Below are 17127 nucleotides of genomic sequence, written 5' to 3' on the forward strand. Positions count from 1 at the left end.
AACTTGGTGCACAAAAATAGAGATGAAGTTCTAATGTAGAACCCCACCTCTATTTATTTTTGCATTTCGAGCTGCATTCTATATTCTATACCATGGAATAATTGGTTTAACCAGTTATTAAACTTAATTAAATTTTCTTCCGCCGTCTCAACATCGATAAATTGGAATTTCAATTTTTCTCCTTGATGCTTTTGTCCTAATTTAGTTAGATGGTAAGTTGCAATCGTTCCTATTTGAGGATAACTACCTAACGTGTAATGGTCATTTAATAAAATAATTGGCGTACCGTCTCTTTTAACTTGTATCGTGCCACGTTTAACAGATTGATGTAGCGGCATATCTTCGTAATACGCTTTAACAGACTGACCTTCAACTAACATACCTACCCTATTGGCTTTACTCGTGACTTTATATTCACTCAAAGTAAAACGATCTAATGTATCTTGGTCAAAATCCTCTGTACCTTTATTTTTTATAACGTGAAATACATCAGACATATAGTTGAACGACAATGCATAACCATCTATTCCCCAATTGGTTTGTCTCGTATGTTCTAAATTCTCAAATAATTTGTGATGACGTTTAGAATAATTACGTTTCATATTAATTTCGTCACCTTTTTTCAAGCTACGTCCGTGGAATCCACCAATTTTAGCTTTAAAATCTGTAGCGGTTGAACCTAGCCATTCATCTAATTCAAATCCACCACCTACGGCTAAATAGACTCTTGATGTACGTTGTGTCTCAACAAATCGTAAGACATCACCTTTTAACATCAAGTATAATTTATTTGGTAATACGGTTAAATCATCAGTCGTCGCCTTAAATGTCCCACCGCTTAAAGCGATCAATGTTGGTTCAGTAAAACGTATACGAGCCATTCTATTAGTCATTTCAAGTGTTGCTTCATTTTTGTCATTTGCTACAAGTCGGTTAGCAATTTCGTGAGACAAAGTGTCTAAGGCACCACCTGGAATGACACCTCGGTCTTCATAACCTTGTCTACCAAAGTCTTGAAAGCTTGAAAATAATCCTTCTTCCTCTATTATGATTGACATGGTTTGAAGCCCCCTAAATCTATCTCGTTTTCTTTACATGGTATAAATCTTACATTATCGCCAAGTGTAAGCTTAGTAAAATCGTCTTTCTCAGGATTGAATAAAGTTTCTGGCGTATAACCAATAACGAGCCAATCTCCATATGTATCTGTCGTATTAATGCCAGTCTTTTTCCCTTCAATAATAACCGCACCTGCTGGAATAAAGGATTTTTGTTTTCCTGTATGATTAACAAATAAGCGCTCATCCATGCCTGTTAAATAAGGAAAGCCTGGAGAATATCCCATCGTAGATACAAAGTAGGTACAATTTGTATGTCGGTTAATAAAAGTGTCTAAATCAATATTATAGTATTGTAATAGTTGCTCTAAATCAGGCCCATATTCTCCACCGTATATGACTGGAATATTTGTTATCCCTTCAGGTGTATCATCATGAATAATTTCTAACCTAATTGAATAAACTAAGTCTTTCATATATTGAAAAGGTGATTGAATATGATGATGCTTAATCATACTGCGCGCATCATAACAAATCATCATATCTGATTCAGTTGGTACAATTTCTGTTATAAATGGGAAATTGCGTTCTAAAAGATAGGACTTTAATGCTAATAAGTCTTCAGTTAAATCCTTTGATACCTTTTTCTCTATAGAGACTACTATAGCTTGATCCCCTTGACTATATATTTTCATACTTGCACCTCATCATAATTTCTTAATGATAAAAAACATTTAATCCTTTGACTAAAAGTTCAATAATGTCACCAACCAAAAAATAAACTAATACAAATTGTATTAAGCAAAAAACAATAAGCACACAATAATTCACTATCGTAGCATGGTCTTTATGGTTGTGATTAATAACCCACTTAGCAATTATCGTTACTCCAATAATTAATAGTAGCCATAAAATTATCATTATTTTCTCCGTTCGGGTTGTTAGTTAAATTTATCAATATAATTTCTTTACTATAATTTTTGAATCATTGTTGTTCACTTGAGTAATTAAATTTCTAAATAAACTGTATATAGTAATAGTTTACCTTTTTTCTTTATATATTCTATAGATAAATTTCTACATCGGCAACCTCACGTAAACTATTTAATAGAAAAACTTTAATCTCATTGTTTTGTAGTTTACGTACGAAAGTAGTCACATCATAATTTTTAATTTCTAATGAACCTTGTTCTATCAAAGATCTTCTCATCGTGCCACGTAAAAAATCTTGTTCGAATTCTGGCGTATAGCATTGTTCGTCTTCTTTTACCATTATATTACCAATATCAAATTCTAATATTTTACCTTTGTCATCATGTAATAAAATAAGATCTGTAGAATGATCGTGTTGCAGATGATCTCGCTGCGTTGTTTTATGAATAAGGTCTTGTTTATTAACTGCTTTATCTAACTTAACCAAACGAGCAGTAAAGTATTGTTTGTCAGGTAATTCAGCTATTTCAAATGACACTTCTCCTTGTTGATCAATCATTATTTTTAATCGTTTAAGTTGATTAGGATAATTTTCTAAAATGTGACTAATCACTTTGTCCCACTGCTTATTATCAAAATTTATCTTCAATGCTTCGCAAGAATTTTGAATTCTCTCTTTATGTAATGCTAATCGTTTAATTTCATTATTTTCGAGTCTCATCGTTTCAAATAATTTCATTATAAGCACTCCAATATTTTTACTTTGTCATTAAATTCTTTTATTTCTTTATCCGCTTCCGAATCTATCGTTATACCTGCACCTACACCATAAATTGCTTGTTCTCCTATATATTGAATAGTTCGGATTGGTACGTTGAAAATGGACTTACCATTCGGCATTAGCAATCCAATCGTTCCGCAATATACATGTCTCGGTACTTGCTCTAATGATTTAATAAATTTCATTGTATTAATTTTAGGTGCACCGGTAATTGAGCCACACGGGAACAGTGATGCTAATATTTTATTCAATGACGTCGATTGAGGAAGTTGTCCCGTAACCATCGATGTCATTTGAAATACAGTATCATATTTTTCAATATGAAATAATTTGTAAACTTTTACGCTATTTGTTGTTGCAATACGTGCAATGTCATTGCGTAGCAAATCCACTATCATGACATTTTCTGCTTTATCTTTCTCAGATTGTGCTAACGTTGTATATTGCATTTCATCATCAGCGGGTGTAACGCCACGAGACATTGTACCTTTCATTGGTTTACTAACAATAACATTGTCGTTATTGTTAAAAGTTCCTTGTTGAAAGAATAATTCTGGTGAAGACGAAGCTATTTGTAATTCATCAGTATCTATCATTACTGAATAATTTCCATTATTAGCAAGTTGCAATTGTCGATATAAATCGTAAATAGGTCGTTGAATGTTGTCAGTTAATCTTGTAGTGTAATTAACTTGATACGTATTACCGTTAATAATTTCTTGCTGTATACGTTCAATGTTTTTCGTTAATATTTCATTGGATTCTGTAAATTGGAAATTGTGACATTTATCATACTCATATGGTGCTTGTTCAGTTACTTGTGTGACTGAATCAAAAACATAAGCAGCTGCATACACATATGGACCATGAACACTCACCACTGCCATATCTTCATTATAATAATTAGCTGCTTCATAAGGTAAATAAAGTGCTACATATTTATCTTGGCTTTGCATCGCTTCGGCAAACGATACTACAGCCCCTACCTCATCAATGGTCCAAGCTATTTTTTTAGCGCTATAATCTGTACATTCAATATGATACGTTTCAAAATCATTTGCGTCAGTCATATAGCGATAATTAAATTGAATGTGCACAGTGTTCACCTGCTTTCGTTAAAAATAATTGTAACTGTTTATGTCCATATTCACTTGAAATAGATTCAGGGTGATATTGAACTCCATATAACGGTAATTGTTCATGCTCAACTGCCATAATAATTTGTTCTTCATTATAAGCTACAATATTTAATTCAGATGGTATTGATGCCGTATGTGCAATCAATGAGTGATAACGCATAACTTGAAAATTTTGCTTTAAGCCTTTAAAAATACCACTATTTGTATGCGTCAAAGTCGTTACATGACCATGCACTGGTTTGTCACTTTTAATTATTTTTCCTCCAAAATACTCAACGATTAATTGAAAGCCTAAGCAAACACCGAGAATAGGTGTAGTTGCTGCAAAAGTTGTAATTACATAACTTAATACGGGATAATCACTTGGTTTACCTGGCCCTGGCGAGATAATAATTGCTTCAGGTTTTAAGTATTGTAATGCCGTTATATCAACTTGATCCACATCAATGACTTTGACTGGTTGCTGAGAAATATTTTTTGTATAATCAACAAGATTATATGTAAATGAATCTTTATTGTCGATGACGATAATCATATTATTACCTCTTTCATACCATTCTATTGTTAGCCGATTAGTGCTATTATGCCAAATATCAACTTGATTTTACAGTTTAAATATATTATTCTAGTCATCATGTAAATGAATAAACAGAGGTTTCTAGCTGACACCCTCTATAAAAAACTAGACTTAACGCGTCTATCTTTTTATAGAGATAGACGTTTTTTTATGTCTTATTACAGTAGTTACTTTTAAGGAGAGCGAATTTTTAAATGAACGAACAATTACTAGATAACAATAAAGCCATTGTAGTGTTTAGTGGTGGCCAAGATAGCACAACATGTTTATTTTGGGCCAAGAAACATTTTGATGAAGTTGAATTAGTAACTTTTAAATACGGACAAAGACATGCGCAAGAAATCGAAGTTGCACAAGCTATAGCCGAAGAGCAACAACTTAAACATCACGTTCTGGATATGTCTCTATTATCTCAATTAACACCTAACGCTTTAACAGACCCTAATATGGCTATTGAAGCAAACGACGATGAAATTCCAAATACTTTTGTCCCTGCACGCAATTTATTATTTTTATCTTTTGCTGGCGCTTTAGCTTATCACCTTAATGCGAAAAATATAATCACAGGTGTATGTGAAACAGATTTTTCTGGTTACCCAGATTGCCGTGATAGTTTTGTTAAATCTATGAATGTTACTTTAAATTTATCAATGGATAAAAACTTTGTAATTCATACGCCATTAATGTGGTTAGATAAAAAAGAAACTTGGGCATTGAGTGATGATTTAGGAGTTTTAGATTACGTTAGAGAACGCACATTAACTTGTTATAACGGTATTATTGGCGATGGCTGTGGCACGTGTCCAGCATGTAAGTTACGTGCACGTGGTTTGAACAATTATTTGGTTGAAAAAGGAGCGAATAACTAATGTTTCAACAAAATTATCCTCAAGTAAATCATAACTATGTATTCGAATTAAATAAGGACTTTAACTTTTCAGCTGCTCATTATATTCCAAGTGAAGATGCCGGAAAATGTATGCGCACACACGGACATACTTATTTTGTAAACTTAACAATAGCTGGTGATGAACTTGATCACAACGGTTTTTTAGTTAATTTTAGTGATTTAAAAAAACTTGTTCACGGTTCATTCGATCATCAATTATTAAATGAATTGCCAATGTTCAAAGGTAAAAGTCCATCAACAGAAGTAGTGGCACAAACAATTTATGAAATAATACAAAATAACTTAGACGCTCGCTCAAACAAGCCTCACTGCTTACAAGTATATGTTCGTGAAACACCAACTAGTTACGTTGTCTATCGACCAAAGGAGCATCAAAATGGCTAAAATTCCTGTTCTCGAAATATTTGGACCTACGATTCAAGGTGAAGGCAGAGTAATCGGACGTAAGACGATGTTTGTAAGAACGGCTGGTTGTGATTATCGTTGTAGTTGGTGTGATTCTAGTTTTACTTGGGACGGAAGCGCAAAAGAAGATATTCGCATGATGACTGCCGAAGAAATTTATTCAGAGCTATATGAAATTGGTGGAGACATGTTTAATCATGTAACTATTTCAGGCGGTAATCCTGCACTGATTAAAGGTATTCAAGAGCTAGTAGATTTGTTTGAAACAAAAAATATTTATAGTGCATTGGAAACCCAAGGCAGTAAATTCCAACCATGGATGACACAAATCGACGACTTAACTATTAGTCCAAAACCCCCTAGTTCTAAAATGAAACCTAATTTATTAGTCTTAGATGAAGTCATCGAACAATGTAAACATGACACTTTGAATTTAAAAGTAGTTATATTTGATGATGAAGATTATGACTTTGCTAAAATGATTCATCACCGCTACCCATCCATACCATTTTATTTACAAGTAGGTAATCCATATTTAGACGGTGAACACGTAGCGCAACATACTGAAAAACTTTTATCGTTATATGAAGATCTTGTCACTCGTGTTATGGAAAGTAGCGATATGAACAATGTCTATGTTTTACCTCAACTTCATACATTATTGTGGAGTAATAAAAAAGGGGTATAGTCCCCTTTTTGAGCATATTATACTAACTTTTACGCTATGTTATTAAAATATATTCATTTTACAACTACGATTGGCTACTTATACTATTTATCGCAATTAATAATTTATAGTGCTTAATTACTTGGATTGTAGAATGTTTTAATAATGCAAACACTAACAAAAGATAAAAGTTTACAATATTTATTGTTATTAAATGCTTAATGTGACATATATTGGTATAATACTGCAATGAACTATTAATGTAAGGAGACCAAAATGCTAATATCTATTATCATCAACATATTAGTTACAGTCGTCATATTAAGTTTTGACCTGTTTCGCCAGAATTTTAAACAACTTAAGTATAGCTCTATTCTCATTGCAATTACTGTTAATGGTCTTATTAATTTATTTATAAGCGGTGAATATGATTTTATAACATTCACTTTTATATTGTCATTAATTATTTGGACACTATTACAACTGTACATAAATAATAAAGTTCGCGTCTTATTTATTGAAGATCAAAAATTCATAGCAGCTGTACTTACAATTATTTTAAGCACATCTACTATTCTTGCTTACGATACGAGCCACGACTCCTATTATATGTCAGTCCCATATCTAGCACCCACCATTTCATTGATTGGCGCAATATTGCTCTTCTACAGTACATTTAAACCTACTGAACAAGCACAATTGCCCTTTATTAAACGCGTGAAAAATCCAATTTTAGTTGGCCATATACTTTATATTATATCCTTTGCGGTAATGATGTTATTGACACCATATTGGTATGCCTTCATTTTAATATACATCATTTTCATTTTATTTATTTTATGGCAAAAGATATTTAAAAATTAAAATGATTATTTAATTTACTTTAGTGGTATATATAAATAATAATTAAGTTACAAAAAGGAGGCCGATTTTTATGGGCTTTATACTCATGTTAATCGTCGGCGGTTTAATAGGTTGGATCGCTGGTGGCATTTTAGGTAAAGATATTCCTGGAGGTATTCTTGGTAATATAATCGCTGGTATTGTAGGTTCAGCTTTAGGTTCTTGGTTACTAGGTGATTGGGGCTGGCATTTAGGTGGCATCGCTGTCTTCCCAGCATTGATTGGTACAATCATACTAGTAGCTGTTGTGTCATTTGTAATTGGTAAATTACGTAAAAAATAACACATGCATAAATAAGAGTTCGAGACATAATTCTTAACTCGAATTAAATAACACCTCATTCTACTGATTTATTCAGTAAAAATGAGGTGTTATTTTTTATAATCTACGATTTTATTCGTGCATGCTTGCCTTGATTTAGGATAGTATGGCTCGAGTCTGTAGTCTCTCACTCATACGATTCCCTTAGGCGTCAACACTTTACAAAATCGCTACAAATTCACAGTTCTTTTTATCATATGATATTTTTCCGAATCCCACAGATACTAGAATTTTAATCCCATTTTTAAATAACATCAAAAATAACTATTTTGATTTACCTGAGTACATTGTTGCAGATGCTGGTTATGGTAGTGAACAAAACTATAAAAATGTATTAGATTTGTTTAATCGAACACCACTCATAACATATAGTATGTATTTAAAAGAACAAACGAAGCAATATAAAGAAAATGCATTTAACACTCAAAATTGGACTTACGATGAAATCAAAGATGAGTTCATATGTCCTGACAATCGTAGATTGCCATTTAAGAGATATGCTTACCGAATTAATAAGTATAATTACCAACGTGATTTTAAATTATATGAATGTAAAAACTGTAGTAATTGTGACTTATTTAACTTATGTCGAAAAAATGCATATCAAACTACAAATTAAAAAATTATGAAAAAATAATATGTGGGAATACTTCAAATATGACTCAAAAGTTGCTTTCAAATCCTGAAACTGAAAAAATCCACAAAGAAAGATAGATGTAGAACCCGTTTTCGGATATTTGAAGACTATTTTGGGTTTCACTCGTATGTAATTACGGGGGGACTCCAAAGTAAAACGCGAACTTGGAATTGCCTTAATGTCAACAAATATAAGAAAAATGGTAGCTCTAAGAGCTACTAAAAATACTTTGAAAATGAAATACAGTGGAAATTCAATTTTACTAATGAATTTCCACTGTATTTTTACTTTCTAGAATATTTCTGTCCCGGACTCATTATTTAAAATCTTATACTTATATCAGACATGACTAGTGATAACCTATAGTCATTTATTATCAATAGTCGCCTTATTTGATTGACGTCTTGCAGTTTCTTCAAGGTCTTGTGTATAACCCGCATCCATTTGTGCGTCATCTTTAGACTTATCAGTAATATTCGTTGCTAATACGATATATTTAGGTCTTCGTTTTACTTCGTAATAAATTCGGCCAATATATTCTCCGATGATTCCGATAGAAATGAGTTGAATACCACCAAGCAGTAGAATGGCAGCAATAGTTGAGAAATAACCCGGCGTATCTATACCATCAATTAAAATACCGCAAAAAATGTATATAATATATAACAAACTAATAAGAGAAACAAACAAACCTAAATATATTACTGCTCTTAACGGTTTATTGTTAAAAGAAATAAGTCCATCAATTGCATAATTTAATAAATTGCCAAATGACCATTTGGATTCGCCTTCTTCTCGTTCAACATTTTCATAGGTGAAGACTTTTGTATTATAACCAATCCATTCATATAATCCTTTGGAAAATCGATTATATTCCTCTAATGAAGCAATAGATTTTACCGCCCTATTACTTAACAATCTGAAATCACCGACACCATCTTCGAGATTAATATCTACAAAATAATTAATTAATTTATAGTAACTACGTGTCAGTAATTTTCTTGGTTTTTTCTCACCTTCACGATTACGTTTAGCAATGACTTGATCATAGCCATCCAAATAACCTTCTATCATTTGAGGTATGAATTCAGGAGGATGTTGTAAATCCGCATCTATCATAATTACAGCATCACAGTCAGTACTATATTGATAACCTGCAAGCATGGCAGACTCTTTACCAAAATTCCTACTAAATGAAATAAACTTAATGTGTTGGTCTTTATTGGCAATATCTTGAATATAATTTACAGTAGAATCTTTACTACCATCATCGACAAACAGTAATTCATAGTTATATTGTCGTCGTTCACTATCTTGCGCTAACACTTCAGTTAATCGCTCATAGGTTTTTACAATGTTTTCACCTTCATTATAACAAGGTACAATGACCCTTACGTTCATACATTTGCCACCCTCATTCTCTATTTTTACTTACATTTCCAATCCCTATACCATAGTTATAATAAGCCTATTTACACTAACTTCAAAGTTGTGTTCGCCTGTTCTAAAAGTAAAATTGATACTTATAATTTTTTCAAAAGTATATTTATTTTAGCAAATTAAGTCTTATAGCTAAATTAAATCATTCTAGTACCTTTGTTTTATTTCTCAATATTTTGCTTCAGTTATGCAGTTATTTTAACGTGCCGATACGTACATCATTAGGATTCTTACCTTGGCGTTGATTTTTATTTAAACTATCAATTTCTGCGATATCTGTCAGTTCTAAATTAAAGTCTAAAATATTATAATTTTCTTTAATACGTGCTGGGGTTTTTGATTTTGGTATCACCAATCTATTATGTGCTAAATGCCATCTAAGTACTATTTGAGCGGGTGTCTTATCATATGATTTAGCAATATCCACAATTATCGGATGATCTAATAAGCCTTTATTTCTCATTAGCGGCATCCAAGCTGTTACTGCAATATCCTTTTCATCACAATATGCTTGTAACTCATGTTGATTGAAATAAGGGTGTACTTCGATTTGATTGACTGCTGGCGTAACTTTAGTTTCTTTCATTAAAGTTTCTAAATGATGCTGTTCGAAATTACATACACCAATGGCTTTTATTTTTCCTTCTTCATATAACTCTTCCATTACTTTGTAACTTTCAATAAATAGTCCATCTTCTTCACATGGCCAATGTATTAAATATAAATCTAAATAATCTGTTCCTAAATTTTTTAAAGTTTTATTAAAGTATTCTTTTGTACTATCGTAACCTTGATAATCATTCCATAATTTAGAAGTTATAAATAAGTCTTCTCTATCGATATCAGTACTACGTAAAGCTTGTCCTAAAGCTTGTTCATTACCATAAAAGTATGCTGTATCAAAAGCACGATAACCAGCTTCTAATGCACTATGGACAGCTACCTCCATCTCCTCATCGGTAATTTTATATACACCTAAACCAATTTTAGGCATAGGGTAACCGTTGTTTAAATAATATGTGTCATTGCCCATAGCTATTCTCCTCTCAATCAATAAAAATATTAAATTAATACATTTACTATATTTCCAGTTTTTATAAATTTAATCATTACGATTTCACTACAATAATTATTTTTAAGTAAAAATATAATACTACTTTTTATTGTGTATTATTTATTCCACTATATATATCACACTAAATGTCTAAAAATAAAAAAGCACGATAAATCCCTTTAGACAAGATTTATCATGCTTCGTATGTTAGTCTGCGTCTGAATCTTCTTCATCATCAGTGTCAGCTATGCGTTCTTTATTATATTCAATCTTCAATATTACTGAGATAATCTGATGATTTTCAATTTCTGAAATAATCCAACGATCGAATTCGGTATCGACATAATCCTTTTGTTGTAAATTAGTGTTATGTGCTTGTAACCAACCACCAATTGTATCTATATCTTCAGAATCTTTAAATTCAATGTCGAATTGTTCATTTAAATCATCTAACAACACTCGACCATTTATTTGATATGTTTTATCGTCTTTTTTAACGATATCGTTTACTTCGTCGTCGTCAAATTCGTCACGTATTTCTCCAACAATCTCTTCTAAGATATCTTCCATCGTTAGAATACCTGCCGTACCGCCATATTCATCTATAATTAAACTAATATGAACATGTTCACGTTGCATTCTAACTAAAGCATCACTGATACGTGTTGTTTCTGAAATCATCGGTAATTCATGTACAAAGTTGCTTATTTTAATAGGTTGGCCTGAGGCGTACTCAGTTAAAAACTCTTTCACATTTATGAAACCTTTGACATGGTCTTTATCCCCGTCTTCGGTAATCGGATAACGTGTGAACTGATGCTCTTTTATCGTCTCTAATAATTCATCCACATTGAATGGCTCATTCATAGTTATCATTTGAGTTCTAGGGACCATAATATCTTTCGCATGGCGTTCATCAAATGAAAATATATTTTGCATATAAGCCAATTCTGTTTGGTTTATTTCTCCACCGTTATAACTATTGTTAATAATAATTTTAATTTCTTCTTCTGACATTGCGTCATTGTTTGCATCAGGATTCACACCAAACATGCGTATTATCACACGTGCAGAACCATTCATTAACCAAATTAATGGCTTCATAACGATACCAAAATAATAAAGCGGTCTTGAATAGATAAGTGCTAATTTTTCAGTGTATTGAATCGCTAATGTTTTAGGTGCTAATTCACCTAATACAACGTGCAAATACGTTACAACAATGAATGCGATAATAAATGAAATTGTCGTAGTTAGGGGCTCAGGCAAATGTAATAATTCAAACAATGGATGTAATAATTTATCAAAAGTTGGTTCCCCTAACCAACCTAATCCAAGTGATGTTACTGTGATACCAAGTTGACAAGCAGATAAGTAATAATCTAAATTACTAATCATTTTTTTCACAACTTTAGCATTACCATTACCTTCTGCTGCTAATTGTTCAATTTTTGTTGCTCTTACTTTAACTAACGCAAATTCCGAACCTACGAATACAGTGGTCAATGCAATTAAAAGAAAAAATATTACTAAGTTTAATATGGGTACTGTTTCCAATTAACTCCCTATTACTAGGGATTCACCTCCAAATTTTTACGTGTCACAATAGGTGACCGTCTTTGTTTTAAATTTTGATAATTACTAATAATAAAGACTAAATCCTTCCCATTGTAACACCTCCCAAAAAATTGACGTATGAATTACATTTTATCATATCATAACTGTAAGTTGTAACATTGCGTATTAATTTAATAACAATATTTATCACTAATTAAACTCATATAATAATTACTATTATTAGCAATCTTTATACACTTGTATATAATTTGAGTTCAACAAAATATATTAATATTTTTCAAATAATTATACAACAAAAACGTTACCACCTAATCTACTTTAAGTGATAACGTTTTGATTATTTTTAATTTTTTTATTATTCGTTCATAGCTTCTGAAGCTTCTGCTTCTACTTGTGTAACTTTCGGTTTTAATAAACCATAGATAATCGCTGCCACAACTGCACCTATTATTATCGCAATTAATGATTGCAATGCATGTGTGATATCAGTTGCAAAGATAACGATAATACCACCATGTGGCGCTTGTATTGCTGAACCTAATCCTAATGCGATAGCTCCTGCTACACCTGATCCAACCATCATTGATGGAATAACACGTAATGGGTCGGCAGCCGCAAATGGTATTGCACCTTCAGTTATAAAGGAGAATCCCATTACAAAGTTAGGAATAATTGACCCTTTTTGTTCTTTGGTAAATTTCTTACGGAAAATCAACATAGCAATTGAGATTGCGATTGGAGGCACCATACCACCTATCATTGCTGCAGTAATTGGCGCGCTATTTCCTTCAGTCAACGCTGCAGTCGCAAATACATATGCTGCTTTATTGAAAGGACCACCCATATCAATAGCCATCATTGCACCAATGACTAAACCAAGCAACACAATATTGGCACCTGATAGACCATTTAGACCATTTAATAATAAGTTATTTAACCATGAAGCAGGCGGATTAATAACGTATACCATTAATAGTCCAGTTATCGTAACTGACAATACCGGATAAATTAAAGTTGGTTTTAAACCTTCTAAAGATTGAGGTAAACCATTAACTAAACGTTTAACGCCTTGAGTTAAGTAACCTGCTAAGAAACCTGCTAAAATACCACCAATAAACCCTGCGTCACCTGAAACAGCTAACATACCACCTACTAAACCAGCAGCGAAACCTGGTTTATCCGCAATACTTCTAGCAATGTAACCAGCTAAAATTGGAATAATTAATGCAAAGGCACTATTTTTACCAATATTCCACAGTTGTTCGGCGAATGCATTATGTTCAGAACTTTTCGGATCGAATGAATTGGCACCAAATAAAAAGACGATTGCCATCAAGATACCACCAGAAATAACTAACGGTAACATATTCGATACACCATTCATAAGGTGTTTATAAATGGTTTTCCCTATACCTTTGCTATTGTCTTCAGCCGCTTGATTACGTTTACCACCAGACGCAACAAATGGTTTTCTAGATGTATCTTGAGCTAAATTAATCAACGTTTCTGGTCGTTTTATACCATCTGCAACAGGTACTTCTACTACATTTTTACCATCAAAACGGTCTGTTTCAACATGCACATCCGCCGCAACGATAATACCAGTAGCTTTAGCGATATCTTCATCAGTCAGTGCGTTTTTCACACCACCCGAACCGTTTGTCTCTACTTTTATTTGTACACCCATTTGTTTAGCTTGTTTTTTCAATGAATCTCTTGCCATGTAAGTATGCGCAATACCAGTTGGACAAGCAGTTACAGCTAATATATATGGTTCATCTTTTGCTTCATCATCAGTTGATGTAGTTGTAGCAACACTTTGTTGCTCAGCATTTTCTTCTTCAGTTGCTTCATCATCTGCACGGTCAATAATTTGCAGTACTTCTTCAGGTGATTGAGCCGCTAATAAATCTGCTCTAACTTTGTCATCCATCAATATACCTGATAACTTAGCTAAGGCGTCGAGATGCGTTTGTGCGCCTCCTTCGGGAGCTGCAATCATAAAGAATAAATGGGCAGGTTGCATATCAAGACTTTGATAATCAACACCACTTTGCGATTTACCAAAGGCGATAGCTGGTTTATTTACAGCCGCAACCTTAGCATGAGGTATAGCTATACCTTCACCAATACCAGTAGTACTTTGTGATTCACGATTAAATATTGCTGATTTAAATGATTCAACATCATTTAAAATTCCCGCTTCATCGAGTTGAGTTACAAGCTCGTCTATGACTCCATTTTTCTCCGTGGCATTTAAATCCATTGCTATCGTATCTTTTGTTAATAATTCAGTTATTCTCATCTTAATCACTCCCATCAAGTTTGTGAATTTCAACTTGTGATTCTATATTTTTTATTGCTTCACCTTGTGCTAAGTCATCATTAAAGGCTGTTGCTGTCCCTGCAGCAACTGCTAATTTAAATGCAGATGATACTGAGTAACCACTCGTTAAACCAGCAACCATTCCTGCTACTGTACTATCACCCGATCCAACAGTATTTATTACTTTACCTTTAGGAACTGTGGCTTTGAAGCTTTGTTGATGGTCAACGTAAATTGCTCCTTCTCCCCCAAGCGACACAATCACTGATTTTGCACCTTGTGCTAATATTTCACGGCCATACTTAACCACTTCCGTGTCACTGTTAATCGTGACATCAAACATAACCTCTAATTCGTCTTTATTAGGTTTAATAAATAACGGACCATACGGTAGTACACTTTCAACTAAATGTTTCTCAGCATCTACTACTAATTGAGCACCTGTCGATTTAGTAATAGCTGCTATTTTTTCATAAACATCATTTCCTATACTTTTCGGTACACTACCAGCCACGATAACGATATCGTCAGCCGCAGTATTTTTAATCTTTTCAAGTAATGTATTTAATTGTTCCTCAGTAATTTGAGGACCCGGTGCATTGATTTCTGTCTCATTGTCAGTTTTTAATTTCACATTGATACGCGTGTCTTCATCCACTGTGACGAAATCTGTAGCAATGTTGCTGTTTAATAATGTATCTTTAATAAAGTTTCCTGGAAAGCCACCTACAAACCCTAAAGCGGTTGATGCAACATTTAATGTTTGCAGTACTCTTGAGACATTAATGCCTTTCCCCCCAGCAAATTTATGCGTTGATGAAGCACGATTTAAACCATCAATTTGGAAGTCTTTCGAAACCATAATATAATCTATTGATGGGTTAAAAGTTACTGTATAAATCATCGTTTTCCTCCTAATATGTCGTAATGGCGACTAAATAAATCATAATTTTCAATTTCTTTAATTTGTTCTGAAGTGATTATTGATACATCTTGATCAATAGGTACATTGGTGAAAAAGACTTTATTAAATTTAGAGCTGTCAGCAACAACAAATTTATTTAACGCTTGTTTCAAGGCATATTTTTTAACAAAAGCTTCTTGATCATCTGGTGTAGTTAAGCCATAGTTTATATCTATACCATTAATACCTATAAATGCTTTATCAAATCGGTATCGGCCCAGCGTTTCGATAGCACTAGGTCCGACAGTAGCAAACGTATTGGATTTAACTTGACCACCAATCGTTATCGTTTTGATACCATTTTTGATTAATTCTTCAACGTGGGTGAGACCATTGGTTACGACTGTAATGTTATTGCTAGTAATAAAAGGAATCATTTCTAGCGTAGACGAACCTGCATCTAAAAATACACAATCGTTATCTTCGATTAATTCTGAAGCTATTCGACCTATATCTTTCTTTTCATGAAGATTTTGGCTACGTTTATCAATAAGATTAGGTTCTATGACAACTGACTGGTTTAATGTAGCACCACCATGCAGGCGCGTTAACTTCCCTAGTTGTTGCAGCTTAGATAAATCTCTACGTATAGTAGATGCACTACAGCCTATATTGTCGATTAATTCTTGTAATGATAAGAAATCTTTTTTTGAAAGTTCATTCAAAATCAATTCATGACGTTTTTCAGTAATCATCTTCCCACCTCATCTCACGACTAGTATAATGTATACGTTTTCTTAAATCAATCATTTTTTATCAATTTCATTCAAAAACAATCACATTTTTTGTATTTTTAGCTAAATTCATTCAAAAACAACCATTTAACGCCAATCACATTCCAAAAGAAATAAAAAAATAGCAATTCAGTTGTATTACTGAATTGCTACTGCTTTTTAAATTACATTAAACTTATAACCACAATTAAATCGTTATTCTATAATATTGGCAGCTTCTGCTTCTGCTATATAAATCAAATCTTGGCTATTTATTTTAATTTGCATACCGCGTTCTCCGCCGCTAACATAAACATTTTGTAGCTGTAATGCACTTTCATCTATATACGTTGGAAAGTGTTTTTTCATGCCTATTGGTGAACAACCACCTCTCACATAACCTGTAACTTGTTTCAGTCGCTCAAGTGGCAATAACGCTAATTTCTTTTGTTGTGCGGTATGCGCTGCCTGTTTCATATTCAACGTTTCCTCGACTGGAATTACAAATATAAAACATTCATGTTGTGCATTTTCTAGTACTAGCGTTTTATACACAAACTTAGCATCTACACCAACAATTTGCGCAACCGTAGCCCCGTCCATATGTTTATTCGTAACTTCATATTTGTTTAGCTCATAATCGATATTGGCTTTTTCTAATATACGCATCGCATTCGTTTTTTTATGTTTCATGAGAGACACCTTCTAGAAATATTTATA

The 17127-nt window shown here is 32.8% G+C and carries 17 protein-coding genes and 1 pseudogene; 6 read left to right on the forward strand and 12 right to left on the reverse strand.

Annotated features, from left to right (window positions below):
• Positions 1 to 53 precede the first annotated feature (53 nt).
• The 5 genes from C7J89_RS11900 to C7J89_RS11925 all read right to left on the reverse strand — a co-directional run bounded on the left by C7J89_RS11900 (position 54) and on the right by C7J89_RS11925 (position 4446).
• Entirely contained in the window at positions 54 to 1058 is a 1005-nt protein-coding gene (locus tag C7J89_RS11900) for a 5-oxoprolinase subunit C family protein (protein ID WP_103294984.1), read from the reverse strand.
• Positions 1046 to 1753, reverse strand: a complete 708-nt coding sequence (locus C7J89_RS11905) for a 5-oxoprolinase subunit B family protein (protein WP_103294985.1) — start codon at positions 1751 to 1753, stop codon at positions 1046 to 1048. Before C7J89_RS11905 ends, C7J89_RS11900 begins: the two co-directional genes overlap by 13 nt.
• 368 nt (positions 1754 to 2121) lie before the next feature.
• A complete protein-coding gene (locus tag C7J89_RS11915) occupies positions 2122 to 2730 on the reverse strand; it encodes an aminotransferase class IV (protein ID WP_103294987.1) in 609 nt (202 codons plus the stop codon).
• Positions 2730 to 3869 carry a chorismate-binding protein gene (locus tag C7J89_RS11920; RefSeq protein WP_103294988.1) on the reverse strand — a complete coding sequence of 380 codons (1140 nt, stop codon included), beginning with the start codon at positions 3867 to 3869 and terminating at the stop codon, positions 2730 to 2732. The genes C7J89_RS11915 and C7J89_RS11920 overlap by 1 nt, the downstream gene beginning before the upstream one ends.
• The gene (locus C7J89_RS11925; protein ID WP_106884414.1) at positions 3853 to 4446 is read right to left on the reverse strand and encodes an anthranilate synthase component II; all 594 of its coding nucleotides are present in this window, start codon (positions 4444 to 4446) and stop codon (positions 3853 to 3855) included. Before C7J89_RS11925 ends, C7J89_RS11920 begins: the two co-directional genes overlap by 17 nt.
• 236 nt (positions 4447 to 4682) lie before the next feature.
• On the opposite strand from C7J89_RS11925, the gene queC reads away from it, so the two are divergent.
• The 6 genes and pseudogenes from queC to C7J89_RS11955 form a co-directional block, all read left to right on the forward strand.
• Positions 4683 to 5357, forward strand: coding sequence for a 7-cyano-7-deazaguanine synthase QueC (gene queC, locus C7J89_RS11930; RefSeq protein WP_103294990.1), 675 nt, complete (start codon positions 4683 to 4685; stop codon positions 5355 to 5357).
• Entirely contained in the window at positions 5357 to 5782 is a 426-nt protein-coding gene (queD, locus tag C7J89_RS11935) for a 6-carboxytetrahydropterin synthase QueD (protein ID WP_103294991.1), read from the forward strand. The genes queC and queD overlap by 1 nt, the downstream gene beginning before the upstream one ends.
• The gene (queE, locus tag C7J89_RS11940) at positions 5775 to 6491 is read left to right on the forward strand and encodes a 7-carboxy-7-deazaguanine synthase QueE (protein ID WP_061855277.1); all 717 of its coding nucleotides are present in this window, start codon (positions 5775 to 5777) and stop codon (positions 6489 to 6491) included. The genes queD and queE overlap by 8 nt, the downstream gene beginning before the upstream one ends.
• 255 nt (positions 6492 to 6746) lie before the next feature.
• Positions 6747 to 7334 carry a hypothetical protein gene (locus tag C7J89_RS11945; protein WP_103294992.1) on the forward strand — a complete coding sequence of 196 codons (588 nt, stop codon included), beginning with the start codon at positions 6747 to 6749 and terminating at the stop codon, positions 7332 to 7334.
• A gap of 70 nt (positions 7335 to 7404) precedes the next feature.
• Entirely contained in the window at positions 7405 to 7656 is a 252-nt protein-coding gene (locus C7J89_RS11950) for a GlsB/YeaQ/YmgE family stress response membrane protein (RefSeq protein ID WP_061855279.1), read from the forward strand.
• Between the two features lie 202 nt (positions 7657 to 7858).
• Positions 7859 to 8627: pseudogene (locus tag C7J89_RS11955) on the forward strand (transposase); the annotation flags it as partial.
• Positions 8628 to 8698: 71 nt separating this feature from the next.
• Here C7J89_RS11955 and C7J89_RS11960 read toward each other — a convergent pair.
• From C7J89_RS11960 to ybaK, 7 genes are all read right to left on the reverse strand, one after another.
• Entirely contained in the window at positions 8699 to 9733 is a 1035-nt protein-coding gene (locus C7J89_RS11960) for a glycosyltransferase family 2 protein (RefSeq protein ID WP_103294994.1), read from the reverse strand.
• A gap of 232 nt (positions 9734 to 9965) precedes the next feature.
• Complete coding sequence (locus C7J89_RS11965; protein WP_103294995.1) at positions 9966 to 10805, reverse strand: aldo/keto reductase; 840 nt, start codon at positions 10803 to 10805, stop codon at positions 9966 to 9968.
• 228 nt (positions 10806 to 11033) lie between these two features.
• Positions 11034 to 12383 carry a hemolysin family protein gene (locus C7J89_RS11970; RefSeq protein ID WP_103294996.1) on the reverse strand — a complete coding sequence of 450 codons (1350 nt, stop codon included), beginning with the start codon at positions 12381 to 12383 and terminating at the stop codon, positions 11034 to 11036.
• A gap of 376 nt (positions 12384 to 12759) precedes the next feature.
• Entirely contained in the window at positions 12760 to 14709 is a 1950-nt protein-coding gene (locus tag C7J89_RS11975) for a PTS fructose transporter subunit IIABC (RefSeq protein ID WP_103294997.1), read from the reverse strand.
• A gap of 1 nt (position 14710) precedes the next feature.
• Complete coding sequence (pfkB, locus tag C7J89_RS11980; RefSeq protein ID WP_061855285.1) at positions 14711 to 15634, reverse strand: 1-phosphofructokinase; 924 nt, start codon at positions 15632 to 15634, stop codon at positions 14711 to 14713.
• Positions 15631 to 16389 carry a DeoR/GlpR family DNA-binding transcription regulator gene (locus tag C7J89_RS11985; protein WP_061855286.1) on the reverse strand — a complete coding sequence of 253 codons (759 nt, stop codon included), beginning with the start codon at positions 16387 to 16389 and terminating at the stop codon, positions 15631 to 15633. The genes pfkB and C7J89_RS11985 overlap by 4 nt, the downstream gene beginning before the upstream one ends.
• Positions 16390 to 16623: 234 nt before the next feature.
• Positions 16624 to 17100 (reverse strand): Cys-tRNA(Pro) deacylase, encoded by a 477-nt coding sequence (gene ybaK / locus C7J89_RS11990; RefSeq protein ID WP_103294998.1) that lies wholly within the window; start codon positions 17098 to 17100, stop codon positions 16624 to 16626.
• Between the last annotated feature and the right edge of the window lie 27 nt (positions 17101 to 17127).

The organism is Staphylococcus kloosii (assembly GCF_003019255.1).
Classification (GTDB): domain Bacteria; phylum Bacillota; class Bacilli; order Staphylococcales; family Staphylococcaceae; genus Staphylococcus; species Staphylococcus kloosii.